Raw genomic sequence first — 20,203 nt, forward strand, 5'->3', positions numbered from 1 at the left:
CCTGACAAAACAAACTTCATTTATATTGCTTTTTTTAGAATAAAAATGATATCTAGAACTGACGATAAAAAAAATGATTACTAGAGAAACAAAATGTTGCCTTTCAGCCCCGATAGAAACGAAAATCCTTGTGGGCTGGGGTTCAGCCCGCAAGATTGTAGTGAATAGCGGGAACCATGCTGGCAAAAAAGCCAATTGTTTCTGCTTCAAAAAAATTTAAACTAACTAAACTCTAAATAGAATGAAAAAAACAGCACTTTGTTTACTATTCCTATCAATGAATTGGATGGGAATTCTGGCGCAAACATACGCGCCTACTGAGGGGAATTTGAAAAATAGAGCCGCTTTTCAAGACGATAAATTCGGAATGTTTATTCACTTTGGACCTTACAGTGTTTTGGGTAACGGCGAATGGGTGATGAATAACCAAAACATCAAGGTTACTGAATACGGAAGACTTATTAATGTGTTCAATCCGCAAGATTTTGATGCTAAAAAATGGGTAGGAATTGCAAAATCGGCGGGAATGAAATACATCACTTTCACGACACGTCACCACGATGGTTTTAGCAATTTTGACACCAAATTATCCGATTGGAAAATTACCAATACGCATTTTAAAAGAGATTTATTAAAAGAATTGGCTGACGAATGCCACAAACAAGGCATCAAATTATTTTGCTATTATTCGCTTTTAGACTGGACAAGAACCGATTATCAATACGAAACCGGAAAAACTGGAAAAGGAACAGGCAGAACCCAAAAAAGTGACTGGGACAGCTACATTCGCTTTATGAAAGGACAATTAACTGAATTATTGAGCAATTACGGTGAAATTAGCGGAATTTGGTTTGACGGGCATTGGGACCAATTGGATAATGACACAGACAAAACATTACTCTCAAAAGTGAATTGGCATTATGATGAAATCTACAAATTGATTCACTCGTTGCAACCCAACTGCATGATTTCGAATAATCATCACCTCACTCCCCTTCCTGGAGAAGATTTTCAGGCATTTGAAAAAGACTTGCCAGGTGGAAACACATCTGGTTTTGGAGGGCAATCGGTTTCTCAATTACCACTGGAAACCTGCGAAACAATGAACAATTCCTGGGGGTTTAATATCAACGACCGGAAATACAAGTCGACGAAGGATCTACTGCATTATATGATAAATGCTGCCAGTATGAATGCAAATTTCCTTTTGAATGTTGGTCCTATGGCTGACGGGACAATTCAACCTGAATTTGTGACTACTCTGAAAGAAATGGGAACTTGGATGGAGAAAAACGGAAATAGCATTTACGGAACCAGAGGCGGCATAATGAAAACCCAAGATTGGGGAGTATTTACTGCCAAAGACAAAAATTGGTTTGCGCACATCATCAACGCTCCAAAACAAAATGGTTATATTTTTATCCCGGAAATGAAACAAAAAATCAAAAAATGCTATTTGATGGACGGAAAAAAAGAACTGAAATTCAAACAACAACCGGAAGGAACTTTTGTGTATTTGGATGGTGCAAAAATTGACCCGATTGATACGATTATCGAAATGGAAATGCAATAGTCTTTTATTTTTAAACCATTAAGATATTAAAGAAATTTAAGTTTGCTTCTTTATAAACTTAATATCTTAATGGTAAAAAAAAACATAACGGTTAAAACATAACAAATCTCAAATCATGCTTAAAAAAATTCTTTTCTTTTCAGTGATAGCGCTATTAGCAACTGAAAAAGGAACTGCGCAATCGACATTTTCTGCGGAAAAATTCATGAAACACGATACCTATCTGGCTTCGGATAAACTGGAAGGCCGTCTTGTTGGAACAAAAGGTAACAATGAAGCAGCAGCTTACATCAAAAAACACTTTAAGAAATTCGGGTTGAAAAAATTAAACAACGATTATTATCAGCCATTCAAGGTTTTTATAAAACCGAATATCAATAAGATGAAATCGGATAGCGTAGCTACGCAAAATGTGGTAGGTTTTATCGAAGGTTCGGATGAAAACCTAAAAAAGGAATTCATCGTCATTGGTGCGCATTATGATCACTGGGGTTGGGGCGGAACAGGTTCTGGCAGCAAGAAAAAAGACACTCTGGCCATTCATAACGGTGCCGATGACAATGCTTCGGGAGTTTCGGCATTGCTGTCGATTTTGGAGGAATTCCATAATAAAAAGATTACTACCAAAAGAAGCATTATTTTTATTTCGTTTAGTGGTGAAGAAGAAGGATTATTAGGATCCAAATATTTTGTAAATCATCTACCAGTTGATAAAAATTCAGTAAAAGTAATGATCAACATGGATATGGTTGGCCGATTGAACGACAAAAAAGAACTCTATATGGGAGGTGCTGGTACCTTTCCCGGAGGAGTTGAACTGATGAAAAAACTAGGTGAAGGCAGTGGATTGAATCCTATTGTTTTTGCTGGTGATGTTGGAGGATCAGATCATGTTACTTTCTATAAAAATGACATTTCGGCAGTTGGGTTACATACAGGCGGACATCCGCAATACCACACGCCCGAAGACGATTCTACTTTAATTAACAGTAAAGGAGCTGTTTTAGTTTGTCAATATATTTGCAATGCTTTGATTGCGATTGCTAACTATGAGCAACCATTGACTTTTATAAAGCAAAATTAAATCCTCACACCGCCCCTCTCCAAAGGAAATGGAAACAGAATGGTTACTGTACTAAAAAAAGCGCAAGAAATAAATCTCGCGCTTTTCCTTCCAACTTTAAGACTTATTTCTTAAACGAAACCGACCATTTTACATCTTTGGAGGTTGGATTTTCCAGAACTAAAACTTTCAATACATCGCTGTCGGGATGGTTTTCCCATTTAAAAGAAGCGGCATCAGTATTGATTTTTACATTTTTCCAATTGTTGGTTGCGATTACGATCTTAAAAGGTTCTCCTTCAACAACTGTGACTTTTCCAGAAAGTGTTTTGTTGCTTTTGCTCCAGTTTAATTTTAACGTTCATCTTGTTTCGTAATAGCAATTAGAATAACATACAAGGCAGATTACATACACCCCATAACTTTAGATATTTCATCAAACAATATTTTCTCGCTTTATATAAAGAAAACCCCGTCTCAAGAATTAACTCGAGTCCGGGGTTTGCCCATTACTAACAAAAAATATTAACTAAAAAAAACCAATTACTTTACGTCCCAGAAAATTTTAGTACTCAAATTATCATTTGCTTTAACAGCATTGTAATTAGCAGTGTTATAAACACTCTCAGAACCTGGATATGTCCAGCGAGTTGGCGGTGTTTTTCTAATGCTACTAGTCTCGTCATCCAAGAATGTTAAAGCTGGAAGTTTTAATCTTCTTTGTTCAGCCCAAGACTCGTCAGCTTGCATTATGTTATAGTGAATATACTTTTGGAAAGCAATCAACTGTAATTGAGCAGCAGGTGTTAAAGCTCCAGCAAAATTAATTTTAAGAATATAAGCATCGATTTCAGCTGCTGTAGGCTCTACAGCAGGTTTCCAAGTAACAACATCAGCTTTATCACCTAATCTCACATAATACTCTATTGATTGTCTGATTGCTTTCTCGAAATGAGTTTTTGCCGTAGCAGCGTTACCACTTCTTGAATAGTACTCTGCAAGAATCAAGTTAACTTCAGCAGCATTAATCAATGTTCCAGGTAACCATTTGTTTCTACTGATTACAGAACGATTATAGATTGCAAGTTTACCATCAGTGATTAATAAATCCTGAGATGCCGATGAAGCGATCGCTGGATCAAGTCCTGTATAAACTCCTGATGCGTTAGCTCCTGGTTCAAACAACCAAGGCTTACGAGGGTCAAGATTCGTATTCATATGATCAATCATTGCTTTTGGAGCAATATTATTGGGCCAAGATTCTAAAGCATCCTGAAATCCAGAACTATTCAATCCTGTATCAGAATTTTGATTATAAACTCTGAATGCAATATTTTCTGAATTTTCATCAACTAGTTTTCCTTCAGCAATAATTGCAGCCATTTCAGTATTTGCTCTTGCTGTAAAAGCAGGAACAGCAGAAACTCTGTTCAATAATTTCAAACGTAAAGAATTACAATAATTTTTCCACATTACCAAATCTCCCTTATTAATTAAGTCTTGATTTTTGAATTCTGTGTTAACCTTAGCAGATAGAGTAATGGTATTCAATTCAGTCGAAAAAGCTTTCAATTGATCCAACATCATTGTATAAAGCTCTGTCTGATTATCATACTTAGCCAATGCATTAGAGTAAGCACCACCCGTCATACTGATTTTACCAGCTTCAGAGAAAGGAATATCTCCAAAGTTGTCAATCATTTTTGATGTATGATCGAATAAATAAATAGTCGAAGCAATGGTAAAAATCCTGTTATCAGCCTGTTCTGCTGCAGGTAACGAAGCCATAACTTTCTCTAACTCTCTATATTGGGTAATAAACCTGTAATATCTATCCCATCTATAAACTGTAGCAGCACCTGGAATATAACGTCCGGGTGTATTTGTAAATCCATGCGCCTGAGTGTATGTTAAAGAAGTCGATCTTAAAACTGTAAAATAGTTCCAATATGACGGAATTACATCCTCATAGTTGATCTTCATGAAACCGGCAAACTGTTTAGGAACAGTTGTTGTTGTAACCGTAGAAGGATCTCTATAAGCATCCGCAAACTCGTCTTGCGAACAAGAGCCAAAGAAAACAGCTAAGCTTGCCAGTGATATATATAATAATTTTTTCATGTTACTTTTTTTTAAATTATGTTTTATCAAATTAGAAAGAGGCTCTCATCATTAATCCAAAACTTCTAGTAGATGGAGTCAATCCAGCATTGTTCACGTTTTGATCCCATCTAGTACCCGCTACAGTTCCCTCGGTATCCATATCCTTAATAGTTCTGTAGATATAGAATAAATTACGTCCAAAAGCTGAAAAACTTAATTTAGTAGCACCAATCTTGCTAGCCCAAGCCTTTGGCATATTATAAGACAATGATATTTCTCTCATTTTGATGTAATCGTTTTTCACGATATACAATTCATAACGTGAGCTACTGTATTGAGGACCACCCCAGTTGTAAGTCATATTATAATAACCTGCCTGAGAGACAACGTTAGTGTTTTGCTTACCATCAGCTGTCACACCGTCCATCAACATACCATCTCTATACAATACTTGGCCTGTTGGCCCTGCTGTAGCACTATTTGGAACTTGAACTCCATTACCACTAGCATCCATATAGTAAGTTAAACCTCCGCGATCATTAGTACTAGCGTTCAAACTTAATTCTGTTAACCCTCTGGCAGTCATCCAGTTGATACCCGTTGGCATCAAGTAACCTCCGTAAGAATAATCAATATTAACATCCAAAGTAAAATCTTTATACGTAAACGAGTTCAATAAACCTCCAACCCCTTTAGCTGTAGCAGTTCCATACTTCTCCCATTTTTCCCCATCAATCATATAGAAACCATCACTATCAACCATTTTATTACCATTAGCATCAGTTTTTACAGGGTGAGCATAGATACCTCCCATAGGATCACCTACAACAGATTTTAATTGAGCTGCAGATCCATCATAGTCAGCGTGTAAATACTCGGTTGCACCGTTAGCTAATTTTTCAATTTTATTTGTATTTTTAGCCCAGTTCAAAGTAATATCCCAAGAAAAATCCTCAGTTCTTATTGGAGAACCTGTTAACGCGATTTCAATACCTTGGTTGCTTAAATCACCTACGTTGGCCAAAATATTAGTTGCTCCAGTAGTAGGTGCTAACGATAATGGCAAAATTTGATCTTTAACTTTTGCGTTGTAGTAAGAGAAATCCAATCCCAACCTTCTGTCAAAGAATTTAGTTTCGAAACCAAACTCAAACTCATTTTTCATCTCCGGTTTAATACCTTCGTTTCCATAAGATGCATTTGAAGTAGTAATAAGTACCGGAGTAGTTGTCCCCTGATTTCCTAATGTAGTTTGATTAAAAGCTACATTAGACTGATAAATTTCAGGATAGTTACCCACAATTCCCCAAGAACCACGTAATTTTGCATAACTGATTACTTCTGGTAATTTAACTGCTTCAGACAATATGAAAGAAGAGTTTACTGAAGGATAAGTAAAAGCATTGTTATCAGGGTGCATTGTAGAAGTACGATCCTTTCTTATAGTTCCTTCAAGAAACAGGTAATTTTTATAGCTTCCGTTGATAGTTCCGAATATAGCATCTTTTACAAGTGTAGATCTACTAGATTTACTTGTAGGAGTATTAACTGAGGCATTCATGTCGTACCAGCCTTCAACACTTAAACCTCCATCAGTTGATCTCGTCAAAGAAGAAAAAGTTTCTTTAGTTGTATTATATCCCGCTTGAGCTCCCACCTCGAAATCTTCATTAATTTTTTTGTTGTAAATCAACATCCCTTCTCCGTAAAGAACATTGTAATCATTTGACATCATTGAAAAAGAACCAGGTCCAGTTCCATAAAGTATAGGTTTTTCTACTGGATTTTTATTTTCAGTATTCTGTGAGGTTAAATCAGTTGAAACACGTCCACGCACTTTCAAATCTTTATAAATAGTTAGCGTTTCCGTAACACTCGCAATCAAACGGTTTGTAATTTCATCACTTGAATTTTCATTCGTATTCCAAAAATAATCACCAATATCACCTTTGAAACCATTACGGATGATGTTTTCACTTGGAGTCAAACTTTGATCTGTACCTGTTACATATTTATAACCTAAACTAGTTTTGTATTTTGCTTTGTACCAGTCACCGTTGTCAAAAGGACTCATCATTCCACCAAAGTTATTTATCAATCTATCCATAAGAATTGCACGATTATGAATATTTTGATTCATATAACTCACAATCACATCTGTTTTCGAATATTTACCAGTATTAAATGATGTATTCAAATTAAGTGTGTTTTTCTTATTCATATTTCCCATAGTCAACGCTTGTGACTCATTATGAGTATAAGAAAAACGGATAGAGCTATTTTCAGTATTGTTAGAAAGGGCAATGTTTGTTAGCCCATCCCAAGAATTCTGGAACATATTTTTGTATCCGTCTTTTTGAGCCGAATATGGGCGAACTACACCATCCCAGGACATAATAGGCTGACCGTCGAACCACTGACCAAAATTTGATTGACTTGCTCCTGAAACACCTCTCGTATCAGCAACACCATCACCATTGGTATCATAATGAGCAAAACCATCAGGAAGAACATATCCTGACGAAGCATAATTATTATTTGAATACCCAGGACCTCTTTCATATTGAAATCTTGGTAGGTATGCAATCTTATTAACTGCATAACTAGTACTAAAATCTACACCTAAGCCTTTTTTCCCTTTACCTGATTTAGAAGTAATCAAAACAACCCCATTTACAGCCTCAGAACCGTATAATGCAGCAGCAGAAGCTCCCTTAAGGATAGAGATATTATCAATATCTTCCGGATTAATATCTGCCAATCCATTGTTTCTCACGCGGGAATCATCCCAATAGTTATTATTTTTTGCTTCTCCGTCACGAATTGGCACACCATCTAAAACGATAAGTGGATTCGTTTTACCTTTAATAGAGTTAAGCCCACGAATAGTGATATTAATTACTCCATTACCCCCAGGCGAAGAATTAACACGAACCCCAGGTGCTTTACCATACAAAGAGTTAGCAATTGTAGGTGAACCTGTTTTTACAATAGCCTCAGATTTTACAACGCTTGTAGCATAACCAATCGATTTGTTCTTTTTGGATTGTCCTAACGCAGTAACAGTAACTCCTTCTAATTCGTTTGTAGCAGTAGATAATTTGATTTTGACACCTTCAGCTGCTTTTACTTCAACAGTTTTGAATCCAACTGAACTTACAACAAGAGTTGCTCCTTCTTTTACTGAAATTTTAAAGTGTCCGTCAAAATCAGTAATTGCTCCTTCTTTTGTGCCTTTTTCCTTAACAGTAACTCCCGCAACCGGCATATCTGTATTGTCCGTAATCACTCCGGAGATTGTCTTATTTTGTGCATTCGCGTTCTGAAAGCACAACACCACTAGAAAAACTAATAGTGCTTCATATAACAGTTTTCTCATAATTTTTTATTGGTTTTGTTTTGTTTTGATTTTAAAATTGAAGGGGTAGTTTCTTAACCGAGTCCTTCAACTACTTATTGCCCGTTTTTGTTGAGTTTTGACAATAATTAGTTTCCCTTAATACTATCTTTTTTCTTTTATATCATACGCAATTCTTTTTTTGTTTACTATTGATTTAATTTGTTTCATGTTTTACTGAATCGTTTTAGTACAATTTAATAATAGTATTATATTAAAGAACTCTTTTATTTAAAAACCAACTACAACGTTGTAGTTAATATTTTAAAAAAAAGATAAAGATTCTATTTTGGTACTTTCAATAAAATTATGCTAAAACGTTTTAATAATAATTAAAAAAACTTAATCGTGTTAAACCGATTCTCTTATAATTAAGTTTCCTTTTTTCTTTTCCTTCTGGACTTTAAATTTGGTAATATCATCCATCTGCATCATAAGTAATCGAACAGTTTTCTTCCCCATTTCTTCAATAGGCTGCGACATTACAGTTATCGAGGGCGAGTGCAGCCTAAAACTATCGTGATCATCAAAACTGATTACTGCTTTGTCTTTAGGTATTTGTAAACCTAATTTTTTAAATGCTTGTAAACCTGCTAATAACAAATAATTGGTGCTAAACAAAACTGCATCAATATCGGTTACTGTACTCAAAAAATCACAAATCTTTTCAATTCGTTCTTCTTCTGTAATATGATAATCTAATTCCAATATTCTTGATTTATCATATAATCCAACTTCGTTCAAAGCATCTATATAACCTTGTTTTCTCAATTGCATCTGAACCAATTCTCGTAAATTAGTAACAAATCCAATTTTTTTAAATCCTTTTTCTAAAAGAAAGCGTGTGGCAGTGTGCCCTCCATCCAAATTATCAAGTACTACGTGACTAACGTTTTGATCCTCAAAATATCGGTCGATTAACACAACCGGACGTTTTAAATCAATCAATCTGTCAATTGTAGATTTCATTTGCACTGTAGGAGTAATTATAAAACCATCAACATTTGCCTGCAACAAACTATCTACCAGTTCAACAGCGCGAGCATCGTCTCCTCCTGTGCTACAATAAAATACTCTATAATTTAATTGAATTGCCTCTCTTTCAATAACTCTTGCCAATTCAGAAAAAAATTGGTTTGAGATATCTTCAACAATAAGTCCAATAGATCGGGTCTTACCAGTACGTAAACTGCTGGCGATCATATTGGGTTTGTATTTCATTTCCTCAGCAACTTTAAGAACTTTTTTGATCACTTCGGCACTTATCCCCATCTTCTCACCTTTATCATTCAAAACAAACGAAACAGTTGTTACCGATACGTTTGCCGCTTTGGCGATATCCTTGATTGTGATCATTTTACCCATAAAAGTTAATTCTGTCTTAAACTCTGTTAAATTATTATTAACAAATATATAGAATAAAACGATTTACAAAAACGTTTTAGTGATTTTTTTTTAACAAAAAATAACCTTTTAACATTTTAACATAATGTTTAAGTATTTAACACTAATGCTTTAAAAACAGTATCAAATATTACTGTACATTTTGAATTATTCGCAATAAAAAAATAACACCCAACCAAAATCACAGAAAAATACACTTAATAATTTTTAACAAAAATTTAAAATAAGAATATCTTTCTTACTTATTCTAATTGCTTATCGATCAATCTATTTATTTCTAAAAAATTAGTAGCCGTATTTTATTATTAATAAAATTTCCTAGAGATATCAATTTAAAATAACTATTCTACAAAACAGATACAAACTTTTAATTTTGACTGAGAATATTTTAATTTTTAAAATGACTCATCACAGAAAAACCTTTTTCCTCAGTCGATTTCATTTTCACTGAAAAATTCCCTCCGGAATCCAAATCAAAATATTCTGCTGCCATTTTGTGCCAGCCTTTTGCCAACGCTTTTTGCCCTGTTTTGGCTTTGTTTCCGTGTGGTCCGTCATTATCGATTACCATTGCACCGTCAACATATAACATCGAACCATCATTCGAAGCCAATTCAAAAGTGTAAACGCCATCAGCTTTAACTTCAAAATATCCTTCAAAAATCAACCCCGCAAAACCTTTGAAATCCACTGGCATTTCCATAGTATCAGCCTTGGATTCTTTGACCAAATTGCTGTTTTTGATGTCGGCACATTTTTTCGATTTAGAATCGTATTCTTTTACGACAATTCCGTCTCCAGCGAAAGTTCCCGAATAAGCATTTGAATAACTTTCTTTTCTAAATTCTGCTTTGTAAACTTCTGATCCACTTCCATCAGGACGAAACGATCTAAAATTAAACTTTGTAGTTTCAGACACCGTAAATGGAGCAATATATTTTGTTGAATTTGCTTGCGGAATGGAACCATCTGTAGTATATCGAACCGTAATATTGGGTAAAATACAATTTACATTTACCGCTTCATTTTCAGTAAATACATTTAAATCGTTGAAACCTGTCAAGTTTGGAACACGGTAATTAATTTTCTTGGCATCAAGATATTCGATTTCGTTTACCACTCGGCTTCTAAATTCTTCCCAATTGCGCTTTCCTCCATTCCATGCCCCTTCTGAAAGGGCAAAAAATCGTGGAAAATATTGATGTTCGGCACGACGAACCGTAGGAACCGTTTCAGTCCAAAGATTCCCCTGAATACCAATCACATTATTGGATTGCTTTGGCGAAAGCCCTTTCAATGGCTCAAACATATAAGCCGATTCCAGAGAAGTTGGCCCTTCCGTTAAATCGAAATACATTTCGAAACAAGGACTTGAAATCGCTTTATTTCCTTGTTCAGTAGCAGTTGGAATTGCTTTTGGAGCCCAATTTCTCCACCACATAATTGTCGCTGTTGGCGATAGGCCGCCGTCTAAAATTTCATCCCAACCAATTAATTTCTTGCCTAACTTATTGAAATGCTTTTCCATATCGTGAACAAACCACGCCTGTAGTTCCTCAACACCTTTCAAATGTTCCTTTTTTACCTTAGCCTGACATTTAGGGCATTCTTTCCAATTGGTTCTTTCTACTTCATCAGCACCCAAATGCATGTATTCATAAGGGAATAAACCGGCAACTTCGGTATAAATATCTTTTGCTAATTTCAACGATTGCGGATTTCCAACGCATAATGGGTCTGAAAAGGTAGTTCCCATATGTGCGCCACCTTTACAGGAAAGATATGGATAACCAATAATTGCAGCCATAAAATGCCCTGGCATATCGATTTCTGGCAAAACATCAATACCTCGCTCTTTTGCATATTTTACCACATTTTTAATTTGTTCCTGAGTGTAAAATCCACCGTAAAGTGTATCATTTTCGACAATTTTTAAATGTTCTTTAGGCAATTTGAAATCGCTGTTATCCTGTTCTTTACTCAATTTGATACAATCCCTGTCCTGATTATTCAATTTGCGCCAAGCGCCTTTTTCGGTCAGCAATGGATATTTTTTGATTTCTATTCTCCACCCCTGATCGTCCGTCAAATGCCAGTGAAATTTATTCAACTTGTATCTCGCCATCAAATCCAAAAAATGTTTCACTTCATTTTCACTATAAAAATGACGACTCACGTCCAAATGTGCTCCTCTGTAACTGTATTTTGGAAAATCTTCAATTTTCAAAAATTGTACTTTAGTTTGACTTACACCAACAGGAATCAATTGTTGCAAAGTCGCAACCGACATCAAAACACCTGCAGGAGAAGCTCCGACAATTGCAATTCCATTATTTGAAACCTCCATTTTGTAAGCTTCCAGTTTTTCATTTTTGTAGCCCAATGAAAGTGTGATATCAGCTTTAATATCTTTTGAAATTTTCAAATCCAAGCCGTTTTCTTTTCCGATGGTTGCCACAAGATAATTTGCCAATGATGCAAGTCTTGCATCGGTTACTGCGACAGTTGAACCGTTTTTTAACGTAAATCCGCCCTCACTATACGTTATACTTTGAGGTTTCGGAATTATAGAAACTCGGTATGGAGTTTGAGACATACAAAGGAATGGCAACAATAAAAGTAAAAATGCTTTTTTCATTTAGTATTATTTTATGAATATTTCTTTATTCTAAAGTTCGTAAACGAGATACGAACTCACCATCCAGTGGTTTGAAGTGCCGTTTGCATTTTTTTGAGCTTCGGGAATACTGAAAATTATTGTATGCTTTCCATCTTTCAAGTCAAGCGGAACAATCATGGGCTGAACATTACTTCCCGGACACCAGTTTGAGCGGCTTAAATCGCTGCTGGCAATAGGCTCTTCAATTTCTTTGGTCGTGTAAGTTCCTTTATCGTCTTGTATATAGGGAGCCACGCGCTTTTTCAACCAAACACCGGTTCCTGGATTGAATCGGCGGAAACTGGCACAGTCATCGCGCCACGGAATAAAATCGATTACTTTTTTATCATCAATTTTTACAATATTCTGTTTTTTAACAAACTCATCTCCTTCACTGTGACCACCGTGACCTGTAGTGATGTAATATAATTTTGGATTTTTGGCTCCTTTCGGCAAATTAAATTCAACCTGAAAATCTTTGTAAGCAAAAAGTTCATCATTCCCTTGGTTTGGACCAAAAGGATCGGTATTTAATAGCGGTACAATTACCCTATTTTTAGCAACATCACAGCTCAATTCGCTTGGCATAAGATTGATAGAAGCACTTACAATATGCCCGCCTTTGGTATAATTCCCAATGTGTACGCCAATCCAAACTTCACCTTGCAATAAAGTCGTGAATTGCGAAATATCTTCTTTCCATTTCACTTCTTTTTCCCAATACGGAATATAAACCGGTTTGCGTTGTAAAGAATCGTTACTGAAATAACCAACACCGAAAGTCGTCATAAAACGCATCAATTCTACCGTTGGACCAAAATTTCCTTCAGGTACAATAGTTTTAATTTTGCTAAATTCATTTGATGTAAACTTTTTATTTTTCACCACATCCTCAAGCGAATTGTTTTTATCCACAGGAAGTACATAAATTGAACCGGCACGATCGTAACGATCTCCACCAGAAATCACTGTAACACTGATTTCGGCTTTGGTATTCAGTTTTTGTTTAGGGAAAGTTACTTTTTTAAACACATACTGGCCTCCACCGTAGTAAATATTTCCGTTATTGTCGGTTGAAAAATCCTTTCGGCTATCGTCTTGATTTACCCGTATCCGATCGAATATTTCAATCTTTTGTGCTTTTACATTATTGCAAAAAAACAAAGCTGAAAGTAGCATTGCAAAAATTATTTTTTTCATTATTGTTTGTATTTATGTCAACCTATTTTAAAATCTATTCTGTAACCGTTAAGATATCCCTCAACTTAATATCTCTTGAAGAAGCTCCAATCATAATTCTGAAATCGCCTGGTTCAACCACCCATTTCATGTCACCGTTCAATATCTGAAGTGTTTCTTTATTTATTTCAAATGAAATTTCTTTTGATTCTCCGGCTTTTAGGGAAATTCTTTGAAAACCTTTCATTTGTTTAATAGGCTGTGCAATAGATACCAAAAGATCTCTTACGTACAATTGAACCACTTCTTCACCATCAACATTACTTGTGTTTTTTATGGAACAATACACTTTTGTGGTTTCTGATTTTCCAATTTGCTTTTTATCAAAATGTATATTGCTGTATTCAAAAGTCGAATAACTCAATCCGTAACCGAAAGGAAATAAAGGAGCACCGTTTAAATTCGTATAATCATCAGAACGTCCTGTTGGCTTATGATTGTACACCAATGGCAATTGTCCTTCAAAAACGGGAAAGGTAATTGGTAAACGTCCTGCAGGATTTTTGTCCCCAAAAAGAATATTTGCCACAGCATTTCCTCCGTCTTCCCCCGGATACCATACATCCAAAATTGCAGGAACATTGTTAATCCAATTATTCATCGTGATTGCACTTCCTCCAACCAAAAGCACAACAACCGGTTTTCCTGTTGCAGCAACAGCATTTATCAATTCTTCCTGATGGCCTAACAATCCCAGATAAGCTCTGTCATTGAACTCGCCCTCCTCAATTCCGGCAGCAATCACTGCCACATCCGATTTTTTGGCTGCCGCCACTGCATCATCAATTTTTCTTTGCCAATCATTATTTACGCCAATATTCCAAACTAATTTGAACTTGGCATAACCTTGAGACTCAAAAAACTCAACTCTAATATCGTATTCTTTATCTTTTTCAAAATTAAAATCAACCAATTTTGTGGAATAGGTTTGGCTTTTCCAGTTATCAATGATTAGTTTTCCATTCAAATACAAACGGTAACCGTCATTGCCTTCAAAGCCAACTTTGTACGTTCCTGTTACGGGTGATTTTATTTTTCCGCTCCATTTAGCCGAATAAAAATCGTAATTGATTTTCTCCTGATCCGGTGAATACAAAGTCCAATCAAAATTTATCGCATTGTCCAATCGTGACAAAGCAGGACTTCCACTCAATTGCACATTATTGAAATATTCTGCAGACAATCCATTTATCACTTTACCTTTTTCAACAGTAAATAAATTTGAAGAAGGAACCGGAACATATTCTATGCTTCTCCTGGCAACACCTTCGGCTAGATTAATCGAAACCGATTTTCCTAATTTACCTTTAATTCCGTCAAGAATACTCACTTTTCCATTTCCGGGGCCGCTGTAACCACCCAATCGGGCTTCAGTAATATCGTGACCAATTAAAGCGATTGATTTTATGTTTTTTTGCAAAGGCAAAACTTTATTGTCATTTTTCAGCAAAACCATCCCTTTTTCGGCAGCTTCTCTGGCTAATAATTTGTGAGCCGGATTTCCGTTCCATTTATTCGTTTCCTTTTCATCGGCATACGGGTGTTCAAATAATCCCAATTCAAATTTCAATCGTAACACTCTTGTAACAGATTCATCAATATTTTTTCTATCAATTCTTCCATCAAGGAAAGGTGGTTGAAATAATTTATAATGCTCATAGGCCGTTTGAAAAATAACATCCAGACCATTATTAATTGCATTTGCTCCTGATTGCGGATAATCTTTGGCAGTATAATGAAGTATATTCCCTCCCCCTACAGCATTAGCATCCGAAATAATGAATCCTTTAAAATTCATTTCCCCTTTGAGTTTTTTGTTCAATAGCCAATCGTTGGCAGTACAAGGACTTCCGTTTACGGTATTGTACGAAGTCATTACACTTCGACTTCCTCCTTCGGTAAAACAAGCCCTGAAAGGCGGAAACTGATATTCTTCCAGATAACGTTCGTTGTAATCAATCGGGTAACTGTCTCGTCCCCCATCCCCACTATTTGCCAGAAAATGTTTAGGTGTTGTTATTACTCCCCTTTCTTCAAAAGACGACACGTAAGCGACTCCCATTTTTGAAGAAAGAAAAGGATCTTCACCATAGGTTTCCTCAACACGCCCCCAACGAACATCCGAAGCGAGGTTTACAACTGGCGATAAAATCTGGCGGATTCCGCGACTTTTTGATTCCAATGCAATCGCTGTTGAAACTCTTTTTACCAAAGCTGGATCAAATGTTGCCGCCAATGAAATAGATTGAGGGAAAGCAGTAGCCCCATCTCTTACCAATCCGTGCAAAGCTTCGTCAAAAGCAATAATCGGGATACCAAGACGCGTGTTTTCTATAAAATGTTTTTGAATTTTGTTGATCAATTTTACTGTTTCCTGAGCATTACTTGCTGCGCTGTAATCTAAAATTTGGTTACCCGCATCGGTACTTCCTTTGGCGCTTACCTGAAAGCCGAAAATTCCGTTTTTGTAGTTATCTGCACCGTCAGACAAGTCACCGGGAATCATATACATCTGCCAAAATTTTTCTTCGGGTGTCATTTGGAACAATAAATCCTGAACTCGCTCTTCTACAGGCAATTTTGGATTTTTATATTTCGGCGTTTTTTGAGAAAACAATAATTGGCTCCCCAAAAACAAACAAAGTAAAAGTGTATTTTTTTTCATCGTTTTGATATTAGCTATCTTACAGCATATTTTTATTTATCAAAAAATCAATAAAATAGTGTTAGGTAAGATTTTTTCTTTTATCTAAATCGTTTAAATGGATTTTATAAAAAAATGACATCCTCAAAAATGAAAATGTCATTTTCATAGTTTATTAATTAGTCAAGAAACCACCTTGGCCTCTGTATAATTTAATTGGCTTATCCAATGTTACTTTTATACAAGTCACATATTTGTCAACAGCAGTTTCCGGTAAATCAATATAAACCAAACCAGGAACAGCGCTCCAGGAAATTTTACCAACTACTTTATGAGTCAATTTCACGTTAGAACCCAAAACTGTAATATCCTGAATTTTATTATCCAATCCTTTTAGCATAACCTGTCCTGAAGTTTTCCCATGAACAAATAAATAAAGTGTTTTTGAATCTTTCGACAATGTTGTTGGCCCATAGAAATGCCCTTGTGCAATTCCTGGAATAGTCCCAAAAATTCCTTCACCATTCCTTTTGTTCCAATCTCCTAATTCTTTCAAAGTAGAAACAACTTGCTCAGGATAAGTTCCATCAGGTTTTGGTCCAATGTCTAATAATAAATTTCCACCGTTAGAAACCGCGTCCACAAAAATGGTAATGATTTCATAAGGCGTTTTCCAGTTGTTGTCGCTCACACGGTACCCCCAGTTTTCGTTCATAGTCATACACAATTCCCACCATTTGAAAGCTGGACGTACAACAGGGAAATTTTGCTCAGGTGTATCATAATCACCATACCCTTGCAAACGACCATTGATGATGGTATTTGGGTTTCTGTCCAACATCATTTTACGAGTTTTTTCAGCTTGCCACTCTTCGGCGCTGTGTTCCCAATCTCCATCAAACCACCACAAATCAGGATTATACCAATCTGAGATTTCTTTAATTTGTCCTTGAAAGAATTTTTGAAAACGCTCCCAACGAGCAGGTTCCTTTTTGATATCATAACGCGCTTTATCTTTCAAAAATCCAGGATAATCATCATGTGTCCAATCGATTAATGAGAAATAAGCGCCACATTTTACGTCTCTTTTGCGAAGTTCTTCAAAGAAAGGTTTAATCATGTCTTTTTTGGCAGCACAGGTTTTAACCGAACTCAATTTACCCAATTTGGTATCATACATCGCTACTCCGTCATGATGTTTCGTAGTGATAACACAATATCTTGCGCCACAATCTTTAATCATTTGTGCCCAAGCAGCAGGGTCATATTTACTCAAAGTGTAGCTTTTTTGCTGTTTCATATAATCATCCACCGAAATGTTTCCGTTATGAAAACTCCAGGATTCCGAAACATCGGCAACTGAATAAATTCCTGCATGAATGAAGATACCCAACTTCGCATCCTCAAACCATTTCATCTTGTCGGCAATATCCTTCGCCGCAATTTTATTTTGCGCATTGCCTACTATTGAAGTTCCAACGAAAAGAGCCGCTACTATTAATTTCTTTATCATTCATTATAAATTTTATGTTTCTATTTTATTTTGATAACTGTCGAAGCGGCTTGTAACCCGTTGCTTTCCGCTTTCACTGTAAATTGTCCTTTCTGATCTTTTTTCGCTTTTACGATCACTAAAACTTTTCCGTTATAAGCAGGTCGTTCATGACTTTGAAACGGAACAAAACTTGTTGCATCACCGTTATCTGTTGCCACAATTTCCCCCGCTCCTTCAACTGAAAACTTCACTGTTGGATTGGAACGAGGCACAACCAAACCGTTTTTATCGGTAATATCAACAGTAACAAAAGCCAAATCTGCATCGTCAGCAAGGATTTCGTTTCTATCGGCTGACATTTTTAGTTTTGTAGCTTCTCCAGTAGTTTTAACCACGTCAGTAGCCCATTGTTTTCCTTTTTTATAACACACCACTTTCAGTTCGCCCGGTGTGTAAATTACATTGTCCCAAGTCAGACGAAAATCTTTTCCGGCTACCATTTTCTTTCTTCCAAGACTTTTTCCGTTAAGAAATAATTCGCCTTCATCCCCCGAAGTATATACATGAACAGGAACAACTTTTCCAACACGCTCACTCCAATTCCAGTGCGGAAGAATATGAGCTGTCGGAACATCCGGTCTCCAATGCGATTTATAAATATAATAACGGTCTTTTGGGAAACCAGCCAAATCGATTATTCCAAAATAACTGCTTCTCGAAGGCGGATTGTTTTTTTGCAACTCCTCAAGTTTGGTTTGTAATTCAGCTTGTTTTAAAGGATCTGTTCTAAAGTTCAACAAATTGGTTTCATCAGAATTATAAGGTGTTGGTTCACCCAAATAATCAAATCCGGTCCAAACATATTCTCCCAATAAATGTGGAAATTGTGCATTGGTGCGGAATTGTGTATCCGGAGAGCATCCCCAACCTGGGAAAGCATCGTCATAAGACGAAATTTGCCATGTAGTTTTATTGTATTTATCATCAAAGAAATATTCGCCACGAGAGCTCACCGTTGATGCGGTTTCACTTCCAATCGTTGGTTTTTTCTCATATCTTGGATCAACATCCCATTTTGGTTGTTGGCTGAAAAAATAGTTAACTCCCATAATATCCAATCCGACCACAGCGCCCGAAGCTCGTCCACCATCAGGATCGTTATATCCGTTCGAAACAGGTCGAGTTGGATCTTCTCTTCTCACAATATCGGCCAAATGCTTAGTCAGCGGAACATTTTGCTGATCCGGAACTTCATTTCCAATTGACCAAATAAACACCGAAGGATGGTTTCTGTCCCTGTGAACCAAAGCCATTAAATCTTTTTCATGCCATTCGTCAAAAATCACATTATAATCTAGTTTTTTCTTGCCATTTTTCCATGCGTCAAAAGCTTCATCCCAAACCAGGAATCCCATCTTATCAGCCAATTCTAATAATTCCGGAGCCGGTGGGTTATGTGAAGTACGTAACGAATTACATCCCATTTCTTTCAACATTTTTAGTTGTCTTTTTAATGCCGAAGTATTAATAGCAGCACCCAAAGCCCCCAAGTCATGGTGATTACATGTTCCGAAAATTTCAACTCTTTTTCCGTTTAGAAGGAATCCGTTTCTTGGTGTAAACTCAATAGTACGAACTCCAAAAGGAGTATTGTAGGTATCAACCACTTTTCCGTCAACAGTAACTTTCGTTTGCGCCAAGTAGCGATTTGGAGTTTTTAGATCCCATAATTTTGGATTATTCAAAACCGAATGAGCCTCTGATCTTCCGGTTTCATTTGGCTTAATTTCAAACGTTGAAGGAATTAATGAACCCACTTTTAATTTGGCCACATCATTGACATCCATTTCATATAAATCGGTTGTAACTACTGCTTTTACAGTTTGATTCGAGGCATTATCAACATTCACAATCATTCGAATATCGGCTGCTTCTTTGGTAACATTCGGAGTCGTGATGTACGTTCCCCAATGTCCAACATGCACCGGATTTGTTTTTACCAACCAAACGTGGCGATAAATTCCAGCTCCCGGATACCAACGCGAATCCCAGTTTTCAGTATCCAAACGAACAGCTAAAATATTTTCCTGTCCGAATTTCAAAAAAGGAGTCAAATTCATTCGGAAAGAATTATAACCATAAGGCCAGGTTCCAACGTAATTTCCGTTCAAATAAACTTTGGCATTTGCCATAGCACCATCAAAATCAACAAAAATTTGTTTTCCTGAGTCGGATGCAGGAACATTAAAATGTTTTCGGTACCAACCAATTCCTTTCCATGGCAATTTCCCGGTTTCCCCTCTCAATTCAATTCTGAATGGTCCTTTGATTGCCCAATCGTGTGGCAAATTCAATTTTTCCCAATTGGATTCATTGGTAGAAATGGCTTCCAAATCTTTAGGTTCTTGCTTGACCAAACCGTCAGCTTGAAGACCAAATCTTGAAAAAAGCCAGTTATTGTCGAATGACTGAGTATCCGTCGCCCCCATCCTCTTTATCGTCGCGTTTTGAGAAAACACTGAAAATCCAATCATCAAACAAACTATCAGAGAAAGGCAATTCTTCAGAGAAAACATCTTTTTGTTCTTATTCATTTTTTTGTTTTTTTGTTTTGGTTTTGATATTT

General features: G+C 36.2%; 10 protein-coding genes. 2 read left to right on the forward strand and 8 right to left on the reverse strand.

Annotated elements, in window-relative coordinates; genetic code table 11:
* Positions 1-241 precede the first annotated feature (241 nt).
* Both OZP12_RS12265 and OZP12_RS12270 read left to right on the forward strand, forming a co-directional pair.
* Complete coding sequence (locus OZP12_RS12265) at positions 242-1,573, forward strand: alpha-L-fucosidase (RefSeq protein WP_281225288.1); 1,332 nt, start codon at positions 242-244, stop codon at positions 1,571-1,573.
* A 115-nt stretch (positions 1,574-1,688) separates the two neighbouring features.
* Positions 1,689-2,657 carry a M20/M25/M40 family metallo-hydrolase gene (locus tag OZP12_RS12270; protein WP_281225289.1) on the forward strand — a complete coding sequence of 323 codons (969 nt, stop codon included), beginning with the start codon at positions 1,689-1,691 and terminating at the stop codon, positions 2,655-2,657.
* Positions 2,658-3,179: 522 nt separating this feature from the next.
* Here the strand turns inward: OZP12_RS12270 and OZP12_RS12275 are convergent.
* The 8 genes from OZP12_RS12275 to galB all read right to left on the reverse strand — a co-directional run bounded on the left by OZP12_RS12275 (position 3,180) and on the right by galB (position 20,171).
* Entirely contained in the window at positions 3,180-4,757 is a 1,578-nt protein-coding gene (locus OZP12_RS12275) for a SusD/RagB family nutrient-binding outer membrane lipoprotein (protein ID WP_281225290.1), read from the reverse strand.
* A 31-nt stretch (positions 4,758-4,788) separates the two neighbouring features.
* Positions 4,789-8,118 (reverse strand): SusC/RagA family TonB-linked outer membrane protein, encoded by a 3,330-nt coding sequence (locus OZP12_RS12280; RefSeq protein WP_281225291.1) that lies wholly within the window; start codon positions 8,116-8,118, stop codon positions 4,789-4,791.
* A 369-nt stretch (positions 8,119-8,487) separates the two neighbouring features.
* Complete coding sequence (locus OZP12_RS12285) at positions 8,488-9,501, reverse strand: LacI family DNA-binding transcriptional regulator (RefSeq protein WP_281225292.1); 1,014 nt, start codon at positions 9,499-9,501, stop codon at positions 8,488-8,490.
* Between the two features lie 427 nt (positions 9,502-9,928).
* Positions 9,929-12,178: a family 20 glycosylhydrolase gene (locus tag OZP12_RS12290; protein WP_281225293.1), complete on the reverse strand. Its 2,250-nt coding sequence runs from the start codon at positions 12,176-12,178 to the stop codon at positions 9,929-9,931.
* 30 nt (positions 12,179-12,208) lie between these two features.
* Positions 12,209-13,399 (reverse strand): peptide-N-glycosidase F-related protein, encoded by a 1,191-nt coding sequence (locus OZP12_RS12295; RefSeq protein ID WP_281225294.1) that lies wholly within the window; start codon positions 13,397-13,399, stop codon positions 12,209-12,211.
* Between the two features lie 34 nt (positions 13,400-13,433).
* Positions 13,434-16,103: a glycoside hydrolase family 3 C-terminal domain-containing protein gene (locus OZP12_RS12300; protein WP_281225295.1), complete on the reverse strand. Its 2,670-nt coding sequence runs from the start codon at positions 16,101-16,103 to the stop codon at positions 13,434-13,436.
* Between the two features lie 154 nt (positions 16,104-16,257).
* Positions 16,258-17,595 carry an alpha-L-fucosidase gene (locus OZP12_RS12305; protein WP_281225296.1) on the reverse strand — a complete coding sequence of 446 codons (1,338 nt, stop codon included), beginning with the start codon at positions 17,593-17,595 and terminating at the stop codon, positions 16,258-16,260.
* A gap of 20 nt (positions 17,596-17,615) precedes the next feature.
* Positions 17,616-20,171 (reverse strand): beta-galactosidase GalB, encoded by a 2,556-nt coding sequence (gene galB / locus OZP12_RS12310; protein WP_281225297.1) that lies wholly within the window; start codon positions 20,169-20,171, stop codon positions 17,616-17,618.
* Positions 20,172-20,203 lie beyond the last annotated feature (32 nt).

This window comes from Flavobacterium aquiphilum (assembly GCF_027111335.1).
In the GTDB taxonomy this organism is placed as follows: domain Bacteria; phylum Bacteroidota; class Bacteroidia; order Flavobacteriales; family Flavobacteriaceae; genus Flavobacterium; species Flavobacterium aquiphilum.